Origin of the sequence: Streptomyces vinaceus (assembly GCF_008704935.1) — a bacterium.
Lineage (GTDB): Bacteria > Actinomycetota > Actinomycetes > Streptomycetales > Streptomycetaceae > Streptomyces > Streptomyces vinaceus.
Genome location: NZ_CP023692.1, coordinates 1,311,280 through 1,330,983, shown reverse-complemented (window position 1 = coordinate 1,330,983; position 19,704 = coordinate 1,311,280). Strand labels below are relative to the sequence as shown.

Sequence of the window (19,704 nt, the reverse complement as noted above, 5' to 3'; positions counted from 1 at the left end):
CCAAGGGGTAGGGAGGCAGTTCTGGTCAACGGCTTGTCGTCCGACCGTATTCACGCCCGGCCCGCTACGTCATGTCCATGGCCCCTGGTGTCACACGATCGCCATTCGGCCGTCACAGGACGGGGGCCGCACCCCGGGCCCACCGCCTGGAAGCGCCGCGTTCGGGTGCGCGGACTCCCTTCCTCCGGTGTACGGGGAGCGCGGAAGAAGGCCGGAACCGAACGGCGGCCGGATGCGGCCGGGACCGGCCTACCGGGCATACTGAGCGGTCGGTAATCTGACCGGCATGACGATTCCTGAGCGCGCCGCCCGTCATTGCTGGCACGCGGCGATCAACCCGCTGCACGCGACCATCTACTTCTCTCCCGACCTGGGCAAGGAGTTCGCCGCCCTCGGGGTCACCGAGCGGCCCGCCGTGAACCTCGCCTCCCGCTCCGCCGCCATGGGCGCCGTCGGGCCCGGCACGGTCACCGCCACCTTCTACAACTACCGCCACGACTTCGTCGCACGGCACCTGCCCGCCGTCTGGGGCACGATCACCCCCGAACAGGCCCTGGAGGCCCGGCTGCGCGCCGCCGACAGCACCCTGCGCCGGCTCCTCGGCGAGGAGGCCATCGCCTCCCCCGGCCTCGCCGAAGCGGCCGACCTCGCCCTGCGCGCCGCCGAGGGCTGTACGCGGCACGCCCGGCCCCTCTACGCCGCCCACGCCGACCTCCCCGTACCCGAGGAGCCGCACCTGCGCCTGTGGCACGCCACCACCCTGCTCCGCGAGCACCGCGGCGACGGCCACCTCGCCGCCCTGCTGCTCGCCGGTCTGGACCCGCTGGAGGCCCTGGTCAGCCACACCGCCACCGGGCGCGGCATGACCCCCAAGTGGATCAAGGCCATCCGCGGCTGGGAGCAGTCCGACCTCGACGCCGCCGCCGACCGGCTGCGCGAGCGCGGGCTCCTCGACGCCGACGGCGAACTCACCGAGGAGGGTGCGGCCGTGCGCGAGCGCCTCGAAGCCGACACCGACCGCCTCGACGCCGCCCCCTACGAACACCTCGGCGCCGAAGGCCTGGCCCGCCTCGCCGACCTCGGCGGCCAATTCGTCGTCCGGGCCGTCACCGCCGGAGCCTTCCCCGCGGACGCCTTCGGCAAGGCCTGACGGGGGCCGGGCGCGGACCCGGGTACGGGCCCGGGCGCGGGGCTCCCGGCCGCTGTCACCGCCACCTGCCACAATTGGCAGCCTTCCAGTGCAAACGAAGGCAGGCGGGACCCGATCGTGACGATGTCCATCGAAGGCAGGATCGCCGAGGAGCTCGGCGTACGGGAGCGGCAGGTCAAGGCCGCCGTCGAGCTGCTCGACGGCGGCTCCACCGTGCCGTTCATCGCGCGCTACCGCAAGGAAGCGACCGAGATGCTCGACGACGCCCAGCTGCGCACCCTTGAGGAGCGCCTGCGCTATCTGCGCGAGCTGGAGGACCGGCGCGCGGCGATCCTGGACTCCGTACGGGAGCAGGGCAAGCTCGACGCCGAGCTGGAGGCCCGGATCAACGCGGCCGACACCAAGGCCCGGCTGGAGGACATCTACCTCCCGTTCAAGCCCAAGCGGCGCACCAAGGCGCAGATCGCCCGCGAGGCCGGCCTGGAGCCGCTCGCCGACGGCCTGCTGGCCGACCCGTCGGTGGAACCTGCCGCCGCGGCGGCCGCGTTCGTCGACGCCGACAAGGGCGTCGCCGACCCGGCGGCCGCCCTGGAGGGCGCCCGCGCCATCCTGACCGAGCGCTTCGGCGAGGACGCCGACCTGATCGGCGAGCTGCGCGAGCGCATGTGGGGCCGCGGCCGGCTCGCCGCGAAGGTCCGCGAGGGCAAGGAGGAGGCGGGCGCCAAGTTCGCCGACTACTTCGACTTCGCCGAGCCCTTCACCGCGCTGCCCTCGCACCGCGTCCTCGCCATGCTGCGCGGCGAGAAGGAGGACGTCCTCGACCTCACCCTGGAACCGGAGGAGCCGGGCGAGACCCCCGGGCCGTCCACGTACGAGGGCATGGTCGCCCGCCGCTTCGGCATCAGCGACCGCGGCCGGCCCGGTGACAAGTGGCTGGCCGACACCGTCCGCTGGGCCTGGCGCACGAAGATCCAGGTGCACCTCGGCATCGACCTGCGGATGCGGCTGCGCGCCGCCGCCGAGGACGAGGCCGTACGCGTCTTCGCCGCCAACCTGCGCGACCTGCTGCTCGCCGCCCCGGCCGGCACCCGGGCCACGCTCGGCCTGGACCCGGGCTTCCGCACCGGTGTGAAGGTCGCCGTCGTGGACGCCACCGGCAAGGTCGTCGCGACCGAGGTGATCTACCCGCACGTGCCCGCCAACAAGTGGGACGAGTCCCTCGCCAAGCTGGCCCGCCTCGCCGAGGAGCACGCGGTCGAGCTGATCGCCATCGGCAACGGCACGGCCTCGCGCGAGACCGACAAGCTCGCCGGGGACCTGATCGCCCGCCACCCCGAGCTGAAGCTGACCAAGGTGATGGTGTCCGAGGCGGGCGCGTCCGTGTACTCGGCCTCGGCCTTCGCCTCGCAGGAACTCCCGGACATGGACGTGTCGCTGCGCGGCGCCGTCTCCATCGCCCGCCGCCTGCAGGACCCGCTGGCCGAGCTCGTCAAGATCGACCCCAAGTCGATCGGCGTCGGCCAGTACCAGCACGACCTCTCCGAGGTGAAGCTGTCGCGCTCGCTCGACGCCGTGGTCGAGGACTGTGTGAACGGCGTCGGAGTGGACGTCAACACCGCCTCCGCGCCGCTGCTCTCGCGGGTGTCCGGCATCAGCGGCGGCCTCGCCGAGAACATCGTGGCCCACCGCGACAACAACGGCCCCTTCCGCAGCCGCAAGGCCCTCAAGGACGTGGCCAGGCTCGGCCCGAAGGCGTACGAGCAGTGCGCGGGCTTCCTGCGGATCCGCGGCGGCGACGACCCGCTGGACTTCTCCAGCGTGCACCCCGAGTCGTACCCCCTGGTCCGGGGCATGGCCAAGACCGCCGGCAGTGACGTGGCGGCGCTCATCGGCAACACCGGCGTGCTGCGCTCGCTGCGGCCGGAGCAGTTCGTCACCGAGGCCTTCGGCCTGCCGACCGTCACGGACATCCTGCGCGAGCTGGAGAAGCCGGGCCGCGACCCGCGGCCGGCCTTCAAGACGGCCACCTTCAAGGAGGGTGTCGAAAAGATCGGGGACCTGGCACCCGGGATGATCCTGGAGGGCGTGGTCACGAACGTGGCGGCCTTCGGCGCTTTCATCGACATCGGCGTCCACCAGGACGGCCTGGCCCACGTCTCGGCGCTGTCGAAGAACTTCGTCAAGGACCCGCGGGACGTGGTCAAGCCGGGCGACATCGTCCGCGTGAAGGTCCTGGACGTGGACATCCCGCGCAAGCGGATCTCGCTGACGCTGCGGCTGGAGGACGAGGCCGACCGCCCGGCGGGCGGTGCTCCCCGCCAGCGCGAGGACCGGCAGGAGCAACGCGGCGGCCGTCCCCCGCAGCAGCGCGGCGGCGGCCAGGGCCAGGGCGGTGGCCAGGGCGGTGGCCAGGGCGGTCAGGACCGCGGTCAGGGACGCGGACAGCGCCAGGGCGGCCAGCGCCAGGGCGGTCAGGGCGGCAGCGGCTCCCCGGCCCCCGCCAACAGCGCGATGGCCGACGCCCTGCGCCGGGCCGGCCTCACCGGCGGCTCCGAGGAGCGCCGGGGGCGCTGAGGCGCAAGGGCCCGCAGGGGCTTTTCGGGGATGGCCGAATAGGCACCCCACCTGGGCACACACCTTGCGAAGTCCCGTACAAGATCTGTAGGCATGGTGGAACGCCCGTTCGCCGAGTGGCGAACGGGCTTCCGTTTCTCCCCTCAGGACCCCACTCCCAGAGGCCGCCTTGAAGGCACAGGACGCCATGCCCACGCCCACGCACGCCTACCGACGCTGCCCGCGAAAGGGTCCGAAGAGGGATCACATGCCCCACTCGCAACCCAGCCTCCGTAAACGGTGCGAGAAGATTCTCGGCCATCTGGAGCTGACGCATCCCTTCTCCATCGAAGGGCTGTGCAACCGGATCGCCGAGCAGCGGGGTCGCCCCATCCATCTGCACCCGCTGCCCAAGGAGGCCGCGGAGTCCGGGGTCTGTGGGCTGTGGGTGGGCACCGACAGCGTCGACTTCGTGTTCTACGAGGCCCAGACCACCGCGCTGCACCGCGAGCACATCGTGCTCCACGAGCTCGGGCACATCCTGTTCGGCCACAACTCCCTGGAGGCCGAGGACAACGACGGCCAGGTCCCAGTCGTCCTCGGGCGCACCAACTACACCACCAGCCAGGAACAGGAAGCGGAAATGCTGGCCAGCATGATCCGCATCCGTACGACGGGCCCTTGCCCGCAGTCGGCCTCCGCGCCCCGCGGCACCCTCGCCTGGCTGGAATCCGCCATGGGCTACGGGCGGGGGAGCCATGGACGCCGCTGACCTCACCGCCTTCGGCGACTCGCTCGCCGTGCCCAGCGTCGTCTGCCTGTGGGCGGCCGTCCTGCTGCGCGCCCCGGCCGCCCTGCGCTCCCCCCAACAGCGCGGCCTGTGGCTGGCCGTCGCCACCGCGGCCGCCGCGATGACCCTGAACCTCCCCGACGTCGTCACGTACGCGATGCGCGACCCGCACTACGCGCACTCCGTCGGCCTCGTCCGCAACCTCATCGGCGTCCTGTCGGCGGGCACCGTTCTCTACTTCGTCGCCGCCGCCACCGGAGGCCGGATCCTCCAGCTCGCCTCCTGGACGGGCACGGCGGCCTGGCTGACCACCCTCGTGGTGCTGGACACCGCCGCCCCCGCGCACACCGCGCACACCATCCCGGCGACGGGCGACCCGGTGCCCTCCCTCGCCTACTGGCTGCTCCTGATCACCGCGCACCTGCTGGCCAACACCACCTGCGTCGCCCTCTGCTGGCGCTACAGCCGCCGCACCGAGAGCCGGGGTCTCGCGGCCGGCCTGCGGCTGTTCGGCCTCGGCACCGCCCTCGCCGGCCTGTTCTGGTTCGTCTACCTGCTCAAGGCCCTGTTCGCCAGCACCTGGGCGATGCCCGCCCTGCCGCTGATGATGAACCTGCACGGACTGCTGCGCGCCGCCGCGATCCTCGTGCCCACCCTGTTCACGCTGCGCCGCACCGGCTCCGACATCGCCACCGCCTGGCGGCTGTGGCCGCTGTGGCACGACCTGGTCCAGGCCGTCCCGCACGTCGCCCTGACCAAGCCGCGGGCCGGCCGCGTCGTGGAGCTGCTGTGGCCCCCCGTCCCGCGCAACCTGCTCGTGTACCGCAAGGTGATCGAGACCCGCGACGCGATCCTGATCCTCGGCGAGTACGTCGCCCCGGGCGTCCCGGAACTGGCCCGCAGCCATGTCACCGGGCACGGGATCCCCGAGCAGCGGCGCACCGCGGCCGCGCTGGCCTGCGTACTGAAGGAGGCGCGGCAGGCGAAGCTGGCCGGCCGGCCCGGGCAGCCGGGGGAGGAAGCGGCCTGGGAGCTGCCCGCCGCGATGCAGACCTCCGCCGAGGGCGGCGACCTCGACGACGAGGCCCGCTTCCTGGTCGACGTGGCCCAGGCCTACGGATCGCCGTCGACCACGGACTTCACCCCGCTGCCCCCCGACCCCGCAGCGCCCGCACACCCCGTAAGGAAGTGACCCTCCCGTGACGACCGTTCTGATCACCGGGGCCAGTGCCGGACTGGGCGCCGCCTTCGCCCGCGGCTTCGCGGCCAAGGGCTGCGAACTCGTCCTGGTCGCCCGCGACAAGGAGCGCCTGGAGTCCGTGGCCCGCGAGCTCGGCCGGGAGTTCGGTACGGCCAGCGAGGTGCTGCCCGCCGACCTGCTGGACGCGGACGGCTGCGCGGCCGTCGCCGAGCGGCTCGCCGACCGGCAGCGGCCCGTGGACATCCTGGTCAACAACGCGGGCTTCGGGCTGCCCGCGCCGTTCCCGTACAGCCCGGTCGAGGACGAGGAGCGGCTGCTCGACCTGCTGGTGAAGGTCCCGCTGCGGCTCACCCACGCCCTGCTGCCGGGGCTGCGCGAGCGCCGCCGGGGCGCGGTGGTCAACGTGTCCTCGGTGGCCGGACTGCTGCCGACCGGCACGTACGGGGCCGCCAAGGCCTGGGTCACCGCGTTCAGCGAATCCCTGCGGGTGGACATGGAGCCGTACGGGGTCCGCGTGCTGGCGGTGGTACCGGGCTTCACCCGCACCGAGTTCCAGGCGCGCGCCGGGATGGACGTCAGCTCCCTGCGCGAGGCGGTGTGGCTGGAGCCCGAGGCCGTGGTGGCCAAGGCCCTGCGGGACCTGGCCCTGCGCCGTCCGGTGAGCATCACCGGCCGGCGCTACCAGGCGTACGCGCTCGCCGTCCGGCACCTGCCGCGCGGCTTCGTCGCCGCCCGGCTCGCACGCAAGCGGCGTGCGCCCGAGCGGTGACGGCCGCCTCCGGCGGGGCCGGCGCGAGCCGGAGGGAAGCCGCTAGAGCTCGGTGACCTTGCCGTCCGCGACCTCAAGGCGGCGGGTCACGTGCACCGCGTCCAGCATCCGGCGGTCGTGGGTGACGAGCAGCAGGGTGCCCTCGTACGCGTCCAGGGCCGACTCCAGCTGCTCGATCGCCGGCAGGTCCAGGTGGTTCGTGGGCTCGTCCAGCACCAGCAGGTTCACCCCGCGGCCCTGGAGCAGTGCCAGGGCCGCGCGGGTGCGCTCGCCGGGCGAGAGCGTGGCCGCCGGACGCAGTACGTGGGCCGCCTTCAGGCCGAACTTGGCCAGCAGGGTCCGCACTTCGGCCGGCTCGGTGTCCGGGACCGCCGCGCAGAAGGCCTCCAGCAGCGGCTCGTCCCCGAGGAAGAGCCCGCGCGCCTGGTCCACCTCGCCGACCAGCACCCCCGAACCGAGCGCGGCCGCACCGGAGTCGGGCACCAGCCGCCCGAGGAGGACGGCCAGCAGCGTGGACTTGCCCGCGCCGTTGGCCCCGGTGATCGCCACCCGGTCCGCCCAGTCGATCTGCAGGCTGGCCGGGCCGAAGGCGAAGTCCCCGCGCCGCACGCAGGCCTCGTTCAAGGTGGCGACGACCGAGCCGGAGCGCGGCGCCGCCGCGATCTCCATGCGCAGCTCCCACTCCTTGCGGGGCTCGTCGACGACTTCGAGCCGCTCGATGGCGCGCTGCGTCTGGCGGGCCTTGGCGGCCTGCTTCTCGCTGGACTCGCCGCGCAGGTTCTTGCCGATCTTGTCGTTGTCGCTCGCCTTGCGGCGGGCGTTGCGCACGCCCTTGTCCATCCAGTTGCGCTGCATCTGGGCGCGGCCCTCCAGGGCCGCCTTCTTGCCCGCGTACTCGTCGAACTCCTCGCGGGCGTGCGTACGGGCCCGCTCGCGCTCCTCCAGATAGGCGTCGTAGTCGCCGCCGTAGAGGTTGATCTGCTGCTGCGCCAGGTCGAGTTCGAGGACCTTGGTGACGGTCCGGGCCAGGAACTCGCGGTCGTGGCTGATGACGACCGTCCCCGCGCGCAGGCCCTTCACGAACCGCTCCAGGCGCTCCAGGCCCGCCAGGTCCAGGTCGTTGGTCGGCTCGTCCAGCAGGAAGACGTCGTAGCGCGAGAGCAGCAGCGAGGCGAGGCCCGCGCGGGCCGCCTGGCCGCCGGACAGCGCGGTCATCGGCAGGTCCAGCCCGACCGCCAGCCCGAGTTCGTCGGCGACCTCCTGGGCGCGCTCGTCGAGGTCGGCCCCGCCGAGGTTCAGCCACTGGTCCAGGGTCGTCGCGTACGCGTCGTCGGCTCCCGGGGTCCCGTCGACCAGGCCCTGGGTCGCCGCGTCCAGTGCCGCCTGGGCGGCGGCGACGCCCGTGCGCCGGGCCAGGAAGTCCCGTACGGACTCTTCGGGGCGCCGCTCCGGCTCCTGGGGGAGGTGGCCGACGGCCGCGCCGGGCGGCGAGAGTCGCAGTTCACCGGTCTCGGGGGTGTCCAGGCCGGCCAGCAGGCGCAGCAGGGTGGACTTCCCGGCGCCGTTGACGCCGACGAGGCCGATGACGTCGCCGGGGGCGACGACGAGGTCGAGCTCGGAGAAGAGCGTGCGCTCACCGTGCGCGGCGGTGAGGTTCTTGGCGACGAGGGTTGCAGTCATGGTCCGTCGATCCTATCCGCGCTGCGGGGCATGGCCGTAAAGGTGGGACAGCCGTCATTGCGGCCATCGGCAGGGCGTCACACCATGGGGTCATGTCGCTGCGAAACGTGCTCGTCGTCCTCTACGACGGCGTGCAGAGCCTGGACGTGACGGGGCCCGTGGAGGTGTTCGCCGGGGTCGGCCGCCTGCCGGGGCGGGCGGGTTCCGGGTACACGATCCGCACGGTCTCCCTCGGTGGGGCGCCCGTACGGACGAGCAGCGGGCTCACGCTGGTGCCGGACGGGGACCTGGAGGGCGCGCGGCCGGGGGCGGGCACCACCCTGCTGGTGCCGGGCGGGCAGTACCGGGGGGACTTCGAGCCCCGGCTCACCGACTGGCTGCGCGCGTACGGGGGTGGCGCGGAGCGGCTGGTGTCCGTCTGCACGGGCGGGCTGCTGCTGGCCGAGGCCGGGCTCCTGAACGGGCGGCGGGCCACGACGCACTGGTACGCGTGCGAGCGGATGGCCCGGGACTACCCGGGGGTGCGCGTCGAACTGGACCCGATCTACGTACGGGACGGCCCGGTCGCCACCTCGGCCGGGGTCACGGCGGGGATCGACCTGGCGCTGGCCCTGGTGGAGGAGGACCACGGGAGGGAGCCGGCGCTCGCCATCGCGCGGCACCTGGTGGTGTTCCTGCGCAGGCCCGGGAACCAGTCGCAGTTCAGCGCGCAGCTCGCGGCGCAGACCGCGCGGCGCGACCCCCTGCGGGAGGTGCAGCAGTGGATCACCGAGCATCCCGACGAGGACCTGAGCGTGGAGGCCCTGGCGGCCCGCGCCAGGCTCTCCCCCCGCCACTTCGCCCGCGCCTTCCACCAGGAGACGGGGGTGACCCCGGGCCGCTACGTGGAGCGCGTCCGGGTGGAACACGCGCGGCGCCTCCTGGAGGACACGGGGGAGGGCGTGGCCCAGATCTCCCGCGCCTGCGGCTACCGCACCCCGGAGGCCCTGCGCCGGGCCTTCGTGAAGACCCTCGGCCAGCCCCCCGCCGAATACCGGCGCCGCTTCGGCCCCGGCCACCCGTAGCCCGCCACCGACCACCACTGACCACCGCTCAGGAGGAACCATGCAGATCGCAGTCCTGCTCTACGACCGGTTCACCGCCCTCGACGCCATCGGGCCCTTCGACACCCTGGGGCGGCTCGCGGGCGCCGAGGTCGTGTTCGTCTCGGAGCGGCCCGGGCCGGTGCGGACGGACAACGGGGCGCTCGCGCTCGTCGCCGACAAGGGGCTCGACGAGGTGACCCGGCCCGACATCGTCATCGTGCCCGGCGGACCCCACCCCGAGCTGGAGATGGAGAACCCGGCCGTCGTCGACTGGCTGCGCGCCGTTGACGCCACCACCACCTGGACCACCTCGGTCTGCACCGGCTCGCTCCTGCTGGCCGCGGCCGGGCTGCTCAAGGGACGCCGGGCCACGAGCCACTGGCTCTACCTGGACCGGCTGCCGGCCTTCGGAGCCGAGCCCACCGGTGAGCGCGTCGTGTACGACGGGAAGTACGTCACCGCCGCCGGGGTGTCCTCCGGCATCGACATGGGCATCGGCCTCCTCGGCCGGATCGCGGGCGACGAGTACGCCCAGACCGTCCAGCTGATGACCGAGTACGACCCCCGGCCGCCCTACGACGCCGGCTCGCCCGACAAGGCCCCGGCCGAGATCGTGGCGCGGCTGCGCGCGCTCACTCCGCCGGCCGCCCGGTAGCGGGCGCGCTCGCGGGTCCGGTCGCCCGCGCGGCGGTCCAGTCGAACGAGGGCGCACGGCGCTCCAGGAACGCGGCGACACCCTCCGCGGTGTCGCCGCTCGCGGCCGCCTGGTCCGCCCAGTACGCGTCCCGGTCCGTCCGCCCGTTCGCGAACTCCTTGGCCGCCGCCTGTGTCAGCTGCGAGCGGGTGGTCAGGACGCGGGCGAAGTCCGCCACGCGCTTGTCCAGCTGCCCGGCCGGCAGCAGCTCGTTCAGGAACCCGGCCCGCAGCGCGTGCTCCGCGTCGATCAACTCCGCCGAGAAGAGGAGGTACTTGGCCACCGCGGGGCCGACGAGCGCGGTCAGGCGGCGGGTCGAGGACGCGGGGTAGACGATGCCCAGCCTGGCCGGGGTCACCCCGAAGGAGGCCCCCTCCTCCGCGAAGCGCAGATCGCAGGCCGCCGCCAGCTGGCTGCCGCCGCCCACGCAGAACCCGCGGATCGCCGCGAGCGTCGGCCCGGGGAAGGCCGCCAGGGCCTCCTCGGCCGCCACGGCCAGCGCCTGCGGGTCCTCGTCCCCGGTCAGCGAGGAGATGTCCGCCCCCGCGCAGAAGGTCGGCCCGGCCCCGGTCAGGACGAGCACCCGGACGGCCGGATCGGCCGCGAGCCCGTCCAGTACCTCCGGGAGCGCCCGCCACATCGCCGCGGTCATAGCGTTGCGCTTGGCGGGGTGCGAGATGACGACCGTGGCGACCCCGTCGGCGACGGTGTGCAGGAGGGCTGCGTCCATGCGCCGGATGCTATCCCGGCCGGCCGATCCTGTGATCAAGGAGCCCGTGCAGCGGTCGCCACGTGATCGGAACCTTCTCCTCGCCCGTCCTGCTGTTCGAGGGGCCGAGCCCCGTCCTCCCGGCACGGGCGCCCGGCGCATTGCGGGCTTGGTCAGGGAAGACGGGCTCCCGGCGGAATCCGCCGCCGCGGCCGATCCGGGCGTCGCGGCCGGGAAGGGGCCCGCGGAAGGCCAGGAACGGTCGCACAACTGACGCTGTCATACGCCAACGGTCAGAAAGCGTCCGATTGACGCTGAGTTCTGGTCAGGAGTCCGGTCCGGACCTGTCCGCTCCCCACTCTTGACGCGTGGAGACGATCGAGCGTGAAGACGGGGGCCGGAAGATGGATGTCAGCGGGAGCGTCCCGCCAGCCAAGGAGGGCGAGCCGGCGGCCGCCCCGGCCGACCCCCTCGCGTACGAGGGCGTGTGGCGGTTCACCGTGCCCGCTGTAGAAGAATCCGTTCCGCAGGCCCGCAGGGCCGTGCGCGACCTCCTCGGGCGCCAGGGCGTCCCGGCCGACCGGGACCTGGTGTACTCGCTGCTGCTGATCGTCTCCGAACTGGTGACGAACTCGGTCCGGCACGCGGCCCTGCTCTCGCCCCAGGTGGCGGTCGAGGTCGCCATCGGCCGGGAATGGGTACGGGTGGCGGTCGAGGACAACCACCCGTACCGCCCCAAGGCGCTGGAGGCGGATTTCGGTCAGACCGGCGGACGCGGACTGCTCCTGGTGCGCGAGGTCACGCGGGAGTCCGGCGGGGTCTGCGACGTCGAGCACACCTCGACGGGCGGCAAGGTCATCTGGGCGGCCCTGCCGCTCGCCGCGCCGACGGGCTGAGCCGGCGTACGGGCTACCAGCCCGCGGCATCTCCGGTCAGTTCCCGGATCGCGGGCCGGGCCGCGTCGAGCACGGTCATGAACCAGGCGGAGAACGGCGCCTCGGCGTGCCGCTCGGCCAGCTCCTCGGCGGTCACGAACGCGGTGTCCCCGACCTCCTCCGGATCGGGCCGCAGCCGCGACTGCGCGAGTCCCACGAAGAGGTGGTTGTACTCCTGCTCCACCAGGCCCGACGCCGGGTCCGGGTGGTTGTAGCGCACGGTTCCCGCCTCCGCGAGCAGCGAGGGCGACAGGCCCAGCTCCTCGTGGGTCCGCCGGGCCGCCGCCGCGAAGGGCGACTCCCCGGGGTAGGGGTGACCGCAGCAGGTGTTCGACCAGACGCCGGGGGAGTGGTACTTCCCGAGGGCGCGCTGCTGGAGCAGCAGCCGGCCCTGCTCGTCGAAGAGGAACACGGAGAAGGCCCGGTGCAGCAGACCGGGCGCCTGATGGGCGGAGAGCTTCTCCGCCGTGCCGATGGTGTTGCCGGACTCATCGACCAGTTCGAGCATGATCGGTTCCTGAGTGCCGGTGCCGGGGGACGCGGTGTTCGCGGCGGTGGCTGGTGTGGTCGGCATACCCATCCTTCGCTTCGGACTTCGGCCTTCAGTCTGCCGTACAAAAGAGGCTTGTCCCCACTTCGGCCATCCGCGCATGTCCGCCCGTGCGGCGTGGTAAGCGGCGCCGCCGCGGCAGCCGCGCCCCCCGGGTTTGTGGTATCTCGCCGAGATCGTCAATGATGATCGCGCCGGGGCCCGAAGCCCCGGAATATTCGGCTTATCGGGGAGTAAACGGGTGGTGAACCCCCGCTTCCATTCATCCGATAGCCTCTGCCGACGTGCCGCCGCCCCCGCCGGGGCGCCCGTCCAGTGTTCGCTGCAAGGAGTGAGTCCGTCTGTCGACCGTCATCCTCACCGGCCTGCCGGTCCCCGGATCACCGCTCACCGACGAGCTGCGCTCCCTCGGCTTCGACGTCCGTCCCGCCGCGGGTCCTGAAGAGACCGCCGCGGTGCTCGCCGGCGTCCCCGCCGACCAGCGGGTCGCCGTCGTCGACAGCGCCTTCGTCGGGCACGTCCACGCCCTGCGGCTCGCGCTGACCGACCCGCGCTTCGACGCCTGCGCCGTGACCGGCGCCCTCGCCGTCCGGCCGGGGGCCCGCGCGGCCCTGGAGAAGGCCGCGGCCCTCCCCGCCGAGGGCGACGGTCCCTACGCGGACCGCCTCGCCGCCGCCGTCGAGGCCGCCGGGACCCCCGTGCAGCACCCCGAGCTCGGCACCCTGGTCGCCGCCGTGCCCGCCACCGAGGCCGAGCGCGCCGCGGCGGAAGCCGCCGTCGCAGCCGTGGACGACGAGGCCGTACGCCTGCGCACCGCCGTGAAGTCCCGCGACGGGTTCTTCACCACCTTCTTCATCAGCCCGTACTCGCGCTACATCGCCCGCTGGTGCGCGCGCCGCGGCCTGACCCCGAACCAGGTCACCACCGCCTCGCTGATCACCGCGCTGATCGCGGCCGGCTGCGCCGCCACCGGCGAGCGCGGCGGCTACGTCGCCGCCGGCGTGCTGCTCCTCGTCTCCTTCGTCCTGGACTGCACGGACGGGCAGCTCGCCCGCTACTCGCTCCAGTACTCGACGATGGGCGCCTGGCTCGACGCCACCTTCGACCGCGCGAAGGAGTACTCCTTCTACGCGGGCCTCGCGCTGGGCGCCGCCAGGAACGGCGACGACGTGTGGGCCCTCGCGCTCGGCGCGATGATCCTCATGACCTGCCGCCACGTCGTGGACTTCGCCTTCAACGAGGCCAACCACGACGCCACCGCCAACACGAGCCCCACGGCGGCCCTGTCCGACAAGCTCGACAGCGTCGGCTGGACGGTCTGGGTCCGGCGGATGATCATCCTGCCGATCGGCGAGCGCTGGGCCATGATCGCGGTGCTCACCGCGGCCACCAGTCCCCGGATCGTCTTCTACGCCCTGCTCATCGGCTGCGCCTTCGGCGCCCTCTACACCACCGCCGGCCGCGTGCTGCGCTCGCTGACCCGCAAGGCGAAGAGGACGGACCGCGCCGCCCAGGCGCTGGCCGACCTCGCCGACTCCGGCCCCGTCGCGGAGCTCGCGGGCCGGTTCGTGGGCCGGATGGCCCCCGGGGCCGGGATCGCCGCCGCGGTGATCGGCTCGGTGGCCCTGCTCTGGACGGCCTGGGCGTACGAGTTCGGCGCCCGCCAGGTGATCATCGCGGCCGCGTTCTACGCCGTACTCGCCGGAGCGGCCGTCGCCCGCCCCCTCAAGGGCGCCCTCGACTGGCTCGTCCCGCCCGTCTTCCGGGCCGCCGAGTACACCACCGTGCTCATCCTCGCCGCCAAAGCGGACGTGCCGGGGGCCCTTCCCGCGGCATTCGGACTGGTCGCGGCGGTCGCCTACCATCACTACGACACGGTCTACCGCATCCGCGGCGGATCGGGCGCGCCCCCGCGGTGGCTGGTGTGGACGGTCGGCGGTCACGACGGCCGGGTCCTGCTGACCGCGGCCTTGGCCTCCGCCCTGGCGGCGCGCGCCGCGGACTTCCCCGTCGCGCTCACGGCCCTGGCCGTGTTCGTGGCACTCGTGGTGCTCGTGGAGAGCATCCGCTTCTGGGTCTCCTCCGGGGCACCCGCCGTACATGACGAAGGAGAACCAGCATGATCGGCCTTGTACTCGCTGCCGGTGCCGGACGCCGCCTGCGTCCCTACACCGACACCCTGCCCAAGGCCCTGGTGCCCGTCGGCCCCGAAGGCGCCGAGGACAGCCTGACCGTGCTGGACCTCACGCTCGGCAACTTCGCCGAGGTGGGCCTCACCGAGGTCGCCATCGTCGTCGGCTACCGCAAGGAGGCCGTGTACGAGCGCCGCGAGGCCCTGGAGGCCAAGTACGGCGTCAAGATCACGCTGATCGACAACGACAAGGCCGAGGAGTGGAACAACGCCTACTCCCTGTGGTGCGCGCGTGACGTCCTCAAGCAGGGCGTGATCCTCGCCAACGGCGACACCGTCCACCCGGTCTCCGTCGAGCGGACCCTGCTCGACGCCCGCGGCAAGGGCCAGAAGATCATCCTCGCCCTCGACACGGTCAAGAGCCTGGCCGACGAGGAGATGAAGGTCGTGGTCGACGGCGCCAAGGGCGTCCGGAGGATCACCAAGCTGATGGAGCCGTCCGAGGCCACCGGCGAGTACATCGGCGTCACCCTCATCGAGCCGGAGGCCGCCGAGGCCCTCGCCGAGGCGCTGAAGACCACGTTCGAGCGCGACCCGGACCTGTACTACGAGGACGGCTACCAGCAGCTCGTCAACGACGGCTTCGTCATCGACGTGGCCCCCATCGGCGACGTCAAGTGGGTCGAGATCGACAACCACGACGACCTCGCCAAGGGCCGGACGATCGCATGCCAGTACTGACGAGGCTCATCCCCTCCCCGGTCGTCGTCGACATCACCCGCGGCGCCATGGACGACCTGGCCGGCCTCCTGGCCGACCAGCGGATCTCGGCCTCGGGCAAGCTGGCGATCGCGATCAGCGGCGGCTCCGGCCGGCAGCTGCGCGCCAAGCTGGAGCCCGTACTGCCGCACGCCGACTGGTACCCGGTCGCCGACGGCACGATCGATTCCGCCGTCAAGCTGGCCGACGACATAAAGGGCCGTCGCTACGACGCCGTCGTCGGCCTGGGCGGCGGCAAGATCATCGACGTGGCCAAGTACGCCGCGGCGCGGGTCGGGCTGCCCATGGTGGCCGTCGCCACCAACCTGGCCCACGACGGCATCTGCTCGCCCGTGGCCACGCTGGACAACGACAACGGCCGCGGCTCCTACGGCGTGCCCACGCCCATCGCGATGGTCATCGACCTGGACGTGATCCGCGACGCCCCGGTGCGGTTCGTCCGCTCCGGGATCGGCGACGCGCTCTCGAACATCTCGTCCGTCGCCGACTGGGAGCTCTCGCACAAGATCACCGGCGAGCAGGTGGACGGCCTGGCCGCCGCCATGGCCCGTACGGCCGGCGAGGCCGTCCTGCGCCACCCCGGCGGCTGCGGCGACGACACCTTCCTCACCGTGCTCGCGGAAGCCCTGGTGCTCACCGGCATCGCCATGTCGATCAGCGGGGACAGCCGGCCGGCCTCCGGCGCCTGCCACGAGATCAGCCACGCCTTCGACCTGCTCTACCCCGGGCGCTCCGCGCTCCACGGCGAGCAGGTCGGCCTCGGCGCCGCCTTCGCGATGTTCCTGCGCGGCGCCGACGAGCAGGCCGGGCTGTTCGTCGAATCGCTGCGCGGCCACGGGCTGCCCGTGCTGCCCGCCGAGATGGGGTTCACCGTGGACGAGTTCGTCGCGGCCGTCGAGTACGCCCCCCAGACCCGCCCGGGACGCTTCACGATCCTGGAGCACCTCAACCTGTCCACAGCCGAGATCAGGGACGCTTACGCCGACTATGCCAAGACCATCCGTAGCTGAACTCCGGCCCGTCGTCCATCCGCCGGGCGTCAAGGACCGGCGCAGTGGCGAGCACTGGGGCGGTCGCCTGTACATGCGCGAGATCTCCCTGCGCATCACCCGCGTCCTGGTGAACACCAAGGTCACGCCCAACCAGCTGACCTACGTGATGACGCTCGCCGGTGTCCTGGCCGCCCCGGCGCTGCTCGTGCCGGGCATCGCCGGCGCCGTCCTCGGCGTGCTCTGCGTCCAGATGTACCTGCTGCTCGACTGCGTCGACGGCGAGGTCGCCCGCTGGAAGAAGCAGTTCTCGCTGTCCGGCGTGTACCTGGACCGGGTCGGCGCCTACCTGTGCGACGCGGCGGTCCTCGTCGGCTTCGGCCTGCGCGCCTCGGATCTGTGGGGCACCGGCCGGATCGACTGGCTGTGGGCGTTCCTGGGCACCCTCGCGGCCCTCGGCGCCATCCTGATCAAGGCCGAGACCGACCTGGTCGGCGTCGCCCGGCACCAGACCGGCAAGGAGCCCGTCGCCGAGGCCGCCGCCGAGCCGCGATCCTCCGGCATGGCGCTGGCCCGCCGGGCCGCGTCCGCGCTCAAGTTCCACCGGCTCGTCCTCGGCATCGAGGCCTCGCTGCTCATCCTGCTCCTGGCGATCCTGGACCAGGTCCGGGGCGACCTGTTCTTCTCCCGGCTCGGCGTGGCCGTGCTGGCCGGCATCGCGATGCTCCAGACCGTGCTGCACCTGGTGTCGATCCTGGCCTCCAGCAGGCTCAAGTGACGACGCCGATGCGGCTGGGCGCCGTGATCATCACCATGGGCAACCGCCCCGACGAGCTCAAGGCGCTCCTCGACTCGGTGGCCCGCCAGGAGGGCGATCCGGTCGAGGTCGTCGTCGTGGGCCAGGGGGTGCGGGTCACCGGGCTCCCCGAGGGCGTGCGCTGCGTCGAACTGCCCGAGAACCTGGGCATCCCCGGCGGCCGCAACGTCGGCATCGAGGCCTTCGGCCCCGGTGGCTGCGAGGTCGACGCCCTGCTCTTCCTCGACGACGACGGGCTGCTGGAGCGCACCGACACCGCCGAGCTGTGCCGGCAGGCGTTCGCCGAGGACCCCCGGCTCGGGATCGTCAGCTTCCGGATCGCCGATCCGGAGTCCGGTGAGACCCAGCGGCGGCACGTGCCCCGGCTGCGCGCCTCGGACCCGATGCGCTCCTCCCGCGTGACCACCTTCCTGGGCGGCGCCAACGCCGTCCGCACATCGGTGTTCCAGCAGGTCGGCGGGTTGCCGGGGGAGTTCTTCTACGCGCACGAGGAGACGGACCTCGCCTGGCGGGCGCTCGACGCCGGGTGGCTGATCGACTACCGGGCGGACATGGTGCTCCTGCATCCGACGACCGCCCCCTCCCGGCACGCCGTCTATCACCGTATGGTGGCCCGTAACCGGGTGTGGCTCGCCCGCCGTAACCTGCCCGCTCCGCTGGTCCCGGTCTACCTGGGCGTCTGGCTCCTGCTGACGCTCCTGCGCAGACCCTCGGCCCCGGCGCTCAAGGCCTGGTTCGGTGGGTTCAAGGAGGGATGGACCACTCCCTGCGGTCCCCGGCGCCCCATGAGGTGGCGCACGGTCTGGCGGCTGACCCGGCTGGGCCGACCGCCTGTCATCTGAGACGCTCGCGTCTGAGAACATACGTGGTCCCGGGACGTACGCGATCACGGAGCCTGCATGATCACGGGCCGAGCGCCCAGGCCCGATGCCACCTTCTGCCGCATCTTGAAGACGGAAAGTTTCATCTTGTGAGTGACACAACCCAGGATGGCGTCCTCGCCACGAGCAAGCCGCCGTCCGAAGACGCGGGGCTGACCCCGGCGCAGCTCGCCAGGAAGTACGGCCTGTCCGTCAGCGGTGCCCGGCCGACGCTGGCCGAATACGTGCGCCAGCTCTGGGACCGGCGCCACTTCATCATGGCGTTCTCCAGGGCCAAGCTCATGGCCCAGTACAGCGAGGCGAAGCTCGGCCAGATCTGGCAGGTGGCGACCCCCCTGCTCAACGCGCTGGTCTACTACCTGATCTTCGGCCTGATCATGAACGCCGGCCGCGGCATGGAGAAGGGGGTCTACATCCCCTTCCTGGTGACGGGCATCTTCGTCTTCACCTTCACCCAGAGCTCGCTGATGGCGGGAGTCCGGGCCATCCCCGGCAACCTCGGCCTGGTCCGGGCCCTGCACTTCCCGCGCGCCTCCCTGCCGATCTCCTTCTCGATGCAGCAGCTCCAGCAGCTGCTCTACTCGATGATCGTCGTGCTGATCGTCACGGTCTCCTTCGGCAACTACCCGAGGCCGGCTTGGCTCCTCGTCCTCCCGACCCTGGCGCTCCAGTTCCTCTTCAACACCGGCCTCGCGCTGATCTTCGGGCGGATGGGTTCCAAGACCCCCGACCTCGCGCAGCTGATGCCGTTCATCACGCGTACGTGGATGTACGCCTCGGGCGTCATGTTCTCGATCAGCGGGGCGCTGGAGGACCGGCACGTGCCCGCGTGGGTCACCGACGTGCTCCAGTGGAACCCGGCCGCGATCTACATGGACCTGGTCCGGTTCGCGCTGATCGACGACTACGGCCGCAGCAACCTGCCGCCGCACGTCTGGGCCTTCGCCGTCGGCTGGGCCGTCGTGATCGGCCTCGGCGGTTTCGTGTACTTCTGGAAGGCTGAGGAGCGTTACGGCCGTGGCTGAGAACAACCGGGGCAACGTCCCCACCGTCATCGCCGACGACGTGCACATCGTCTACCGCGTCAACGCCGGCCGGTCCGGCAAGGGCAGCGCCACCGCCGCGCTGAGCAAGATACTCCGCCGGGGCAAGGGCGACGCCCCGGGCGTCCGCCGGGTCCACGCCGTGCGCGGCGTGTCCTTCACGGCGTACCGCGGTGAGGCCATCGGCGTCATCGGCTCCAACGGCTCCGGCAAGTCCACCCTGCTGCGCGCCATCGCGGGCCTGCTGCCCTGCGAGTCCGGCAAGGTCTACACCGACGGCCAGCCCTCGCTGCTGGGTGTCAACGCCGCACTGATGAACGACCTCACCGGTGAGCGCAACGTGGTCCTCGGCGGTCTCGCGATGGGAATGAGCCGCGAGCAGATCCGGGAGCGCTACGACGACATCGTCGACTTCTCGGGCATCAACGACAAGGGCGATTTCATCTCCCTTCCGATGCGCACGTACTCCTCCGGTATGGCGGCGCGCCTGCGCTTTTCCATTGCCGCGGCCAAGGACCACGACGTTCTGATGATCGATGAGGCCCTGGCCACCGGTGACCGCAAGTTCCAGGTGCGTTCCGAGGAGCGCATCCGCGAACTGCGCAAGCACGCCGGAACCGTTTTCCTGGTGAGCCACAACAACAAGTCCATCCGCGACACCTGCAGCCGCGTGCTGTGGCTGGAGAAGGGTGAACTGCTGATGGACGGGCCCACCGAGGAAGTCGTCTCGGCCTACGAGAAGGCGACCAGCGCCTGACCGCGGTCCTCGCCGGCCCCCGTCGCTCCGAGCGGCGGGGGCTTCGGCATGTCCGGGGCGTCCGCGCCGACATTCGGTAGCCGGGTGAATACCCGAGAGGCTGCTGCGGCGTTGTACAGCGTAAGCTGGAGCAGTCCTGAATCACGCCAGAGGGGACGATTCCCCGCAGGTGAACGGCCTGGGGTACCCC

18 protein-coding genes are annotated in these 19,704 nt (G+C 72.3%); 15 read left to right on the top strand and 3 right to left on the bottom strand.

The features are described from left to right. Positions 1-286 precede the first annotated feature (286 nt). The 5 genes from CP980_RS05930 to CP980_RS05910 all read left to right on the top strand — a co-directional run bounded on the left by CP980_RS05930 (position 287) and on the right by CP980_RS05910 (position 6,463). Positions 287-1,150 (top strand): SCO6745 family protein, encoded by an 864-nt coding sequence (locus CP980_RS05930; RefSeq protein ID WP_150492870.1) that lies wholly within the window; start codon positions 287-289, stop codon positions 1,148-1,150. A gap of 117 nt (positions 1,151-1,267) precedes the next feature. Beyond that, the gene (locus CP980_RS05925) at positions 1,268-3,724 is read left to right on the top strand and encodes a Tex family protein (RefSeq protein ID WP_150492869.1); all 2,457 of its coding nucleotides are present in this window, start codon (positions 1,268-1,270) and stop codon (positions 3,722-3,724) included. A 247-nt stretch (positions 3,725-3,971) separates the two neighbouring features. Then, positions 3,972-4,475, top strand: coding sequence for a hypothetical protein (locus tag CP980_RS05920; RefSeq protein ID WP_132759497.1), 504 nt, complete (start codon positions 3,972-3,974; stop codon positions 4,473-4,475). Beyond that, the gene (locus CP980_RS05915; RefSeq protein ID WP_150492867.1) at positions 4,462-5,685 is read left to right on the top strand and encodes an MAB_1171c family putative transporter; all 1,224 of its coding nucleotides are present in this window, start codon (positions 4,462-4,464) and stop codon (positions 5,683-5,685) included. The genes CP980_RS05920 and CP980_RS05915 overlap by 14 nt, the downstream gene beginning before the upstream one ends. Positions 5,686-5,692: 7 nt before the next feature. Next, positions 5,693-6,463: an SDR family NAD(P)-dependent oxidoreductase gene (locus CP980_RS05910; RefSeq protein WP_150492865.1), complete on the top strand. Its 771-nt coding sequence runs from the start codon at positions 5,693-5,695 to the stop codon at positions 6,461-6,463. Between the two features lie 42 nt (positions 6,464-6,505). Here the strand turns inward: CP980_RS05910 and CP980_RS05905 are convergent, their stop codons facing one another. Continuing rightward, positions 6,506-8,143: an ABC-F family ATP-binding cassette domain-containing protein gene (locus CP980_RS05905; RefSeq protein WP_150492863.1), complete on the bottom strand. Its 1,638-nt coding sequence runs from the start codon at positions 8,141-8,143 to the stop codon at positions 6,506-6,508. Positions 8,144-8,235: 92 nt separating this feature from the next. On the opposite strand from CP980_RS05905, the gene CP980_RS05900 reads away from it, so the two are divergent. Beyond that, a complete protein-coding gene (locus tag CP980_RS05900; protein ID WP_150492861.1) occupies positions 8,236-9,207 on the top strand; it encodes a GlxA family transcriptional regulator in 972 nt (323 codons plus the stop codon). A 40-nt stretch (positions 9,208-9,247) separates the two neighbouring features. Next, positions 9,248-9,883, top strand: coding sequence for a DJ-1/PfpI family protein (locus tag CP980_RS05895; protein ID WP_132759502.1), 636 nt, complete (start codon positions 9,248-9,250; stop codon positions 9,881-9,883). On the opposite strand, the gene CP980_RS05890 is transcribed toward CP980_RS05895, so the two are convergent. Continuing rightward, a complete protein-coding gene (locus CP980_RS05890; RefSeq protein ID WP_132759503.1) occupies positions 9,861-10,652 on the bottom strand; it encodes an enoyl-CoA hydratase/isomerase family protein in 792 nt (263 codons plus the stop codon). The genes CP980_RS05895 and CP980_RS05890 overlap by 23 nt on opposite strands. A 383-nt stretch (positions 10,653-11,035) precedes the next feature. Here CP980_RS05890 and CP980_RS05885 point away from each other — a divergent pair, with 383 nt between their 5' ends. Further along, positions 11,036-11,527, top strand: coding sequence for an ATP-binding protein (locus tag CP980_RS05885; protein WP_229906892.1), 492 nt, complete (start codon positions 11,036-11,038; stop codon positions 11,525-11,527). Positions 11,528-11,540: 13 nt separating this feature from the next. Here CP980_RS05885 and idi read toward each other — a convergent pair whose 3' ends face one another. Continuing rightward, positions 11,541-12,140: an isopentenyl-diphosphate Delta-isomerase gene (gene idi, locus CP980_RS05880; RefSeq protein ID WP_132759505.1), complete on the bottom strand. Its 600-nt coding sequence runs from the start codon at positions 12,138-12,140 to the stop codon at positions 11,541-11,543. A 317-nt stretch (positions 12,141-12,457) separates the two neighbouring features. Between idi and CP980_RS05875 the strand changes: the two genes are divergently transcribed. The 7 genes from CP980_RS05875 to CP980_RS05845 all read left to right on the top strand — a co-directional run bounded on the left by CP980_RS05875 (position 12,458) and on the right by CP980_RS05845 (position 19,514). Further along, positions 12,458-14,239: a DUF5941 domain-containing protein gene (locus CP980_RS05875; RefSeq protein WP_150492859.1), complete on the top strand. Its 1,782-nt coding sequence runs from the start codon at positions 12,458-12,460 to the stop codon at positions 14,237-14,239. Then, complete coding sequence (locus CP980_RS05870) at positions 14,236-14,988, top strand: phosphocholine cytidylyltransferase family protein (RefSeq protein ID WP_150492857.1); 753 nt, start codon at positions 14,236-14,238, stop codon at positions 14,986-14,988. Before CP980_RS05875 ends, CP980_RS05870 begins: the two co-directional genes overlap by 4 nt. Then, the gene (locus CP980_RS05865) at positions 14,976-16,037 is read left to right on the top strand and encodes an iron-containing alcohol dehydrogenase family protein (RefSeq protein WP_099888695.1); all 1,062 of its coding nucleotides are present in this window, start codon (positions 14,976-14,978) and stop codon (positions 16,035-16,037) included. The genes CP980_RS05870 and CP980_RS05865 overlap by 13 nt, the downstream gene beginning before the upstream one ends. Further along, the gene (locus CP980_RS05860) at positions 16,015-16,794 is read left to right on the top strand and encodes a CDP-alcohol phosphatidyltransferase family protein (RefSeq protein ID WP_132759508.1); all 780 of its coding nucleotides are present in this window, start codon (positions 16,015-16,017) and stop codon (positions 16,792-16,794) included. The genes CP980_RS05865 and CP980_RS05860 overlap by 23 nt, the downstream gene beginning before the upstream one ends. Positions 16,795-16,802: 8 nt before the next feature. Next, positions 16,803-17,675, top strand: a complete 873-nt coding sequence (locus CP980_RS05855; protein ID WP_132759581.1) for a glycosyltransferase family 2 protein — start codon at positions 16,803-16,805, stop codon at positions 17,673-17,675. Between the two features lie 128 nt (positions 17,676-17,803). After that, positions 17,804-18,739, top strand: coding sequence for an ABC transporter permease (locus tag CP980_RS05850; RefSeq protein WP_099888692.1), 936 nt, complete (start codon positions 17,804-17,806; stop codon positions 18,737-18,739). After that, positions 18,732-19,514: an ABC transporter ATP-binding protein gene (locus tag CP980_RS05845; RefSeq protein ID WP_132759509.1), complete on the top strand. Its 783-nt coding sequence runs from the start codon at positions 18,732-18,734 to the stop codon at positions 19,512-19,514. Before CP980_RS05850 ends, CP980_RS05845 begins: the two co-directional genes overlap by 8 nt. The last annotated feature ends 190 nt before the right edge of the window (positions 19,515-19,704 follow it).

What these genes read in the sequence shown, in the direction of transcription:
- CP980_RS05930 (WP_150492870.1), top strand. Translation starts at nt 287, where the DNA reads ATGACGATTCCTGAGCGCGCCGCCCGTCATTGCTGGCACGCGGCGATC.
- CP980_RS05920 (WP_132759497.1), top strand. Translation starts at nt 3,972, where the DNA reads ATGCCCCACTCGCAACCCAGCCTCCGTAAACGGTGCGAGAAGATTCTC.
- CP980_RS05915 (WP_150492867.1), top strand. Translation starts at nt 4,462, where the DNA reads ATGGACGCCGCTGACCTCACCGCCTTCGGCGACTCGCTCGCCGTGCCC.
- CP980_RS05905 (WP_150492863.1), bottom strand. Translation starts at nt 8,143, where the DNA reads ATGACTGCAACCCTCGTCGCCAAGAACCTCACCGCCGCGCACGGTGAG.
- CP980_RS05900 (WP_150492861.1), top strand. Translation starts at nt 8,236, where the DNA reads ATGTCGCTGCGAAACGTGCTCGTCGTCCTCTACGACGGCGTGCAGAGC.
- CP980_RS05895 (WP_132759502.1), top strand. Translation starts at nt 9,248, where the DNA reads ATGCAGATCGCAGTCCTGCTCTACGACCGGTTCACCGCCCTCGACGCC.
- CP980_RS05890 (WP_132759503.1), bottom strand. Translation starts at nt 10,652, where the DNA reads ATGGACGCAGCCCTCCTGCACACCGTCGCCGACGGGGTCGCCACGGTC.
- CP980_RS05885 (WP_229906892.1), top strand. Translation starts at nt 11,036, where the DNA reads ATGGATGTCAGCGGGAGCGTCCCGCCAGCCAAGGAGGGCGAGCCGGCG.
- idi (WP_132759505.1), bottom strand. Translation starts at nt 12,140, where the DNA reads ATGCCGACCACACCAGCCACCGCCGCGAACACCGCGTCCCCCGGCACC.
- CP980_RS05870 (WP_150492857.1), top strand. Translation starts at nt 14,236, where the DNA reads ATGATCGGCCTTGTACTCGCTGCCGGTGCCGGACGCCGCCTGCGTCCC.
- CP980_RS05865 (WP_099888695.1), top strand. Translation starts at nt 14,976, where the DNA reads ATGCCAGTACTGACGAGGCTCATCCCCTCCCCGGTCGTCGTCGACATC.
- CP980_RS05860 (WP_132759508.1), top strand. Translation starts at nt 16,015, where the DNA reads ATGCCAAGACCATCCGTAGCTGAACTCCGGCCCGTCGTCCATCCGCCG.
- CP980_RS05855 (WP_132759581.1), top strand. Translation starts at nt 16,803, where the DNA reads ATGCGGCTGGGCGCCGTGATCATCACCATGGGCAACCGCCCCGACGAG.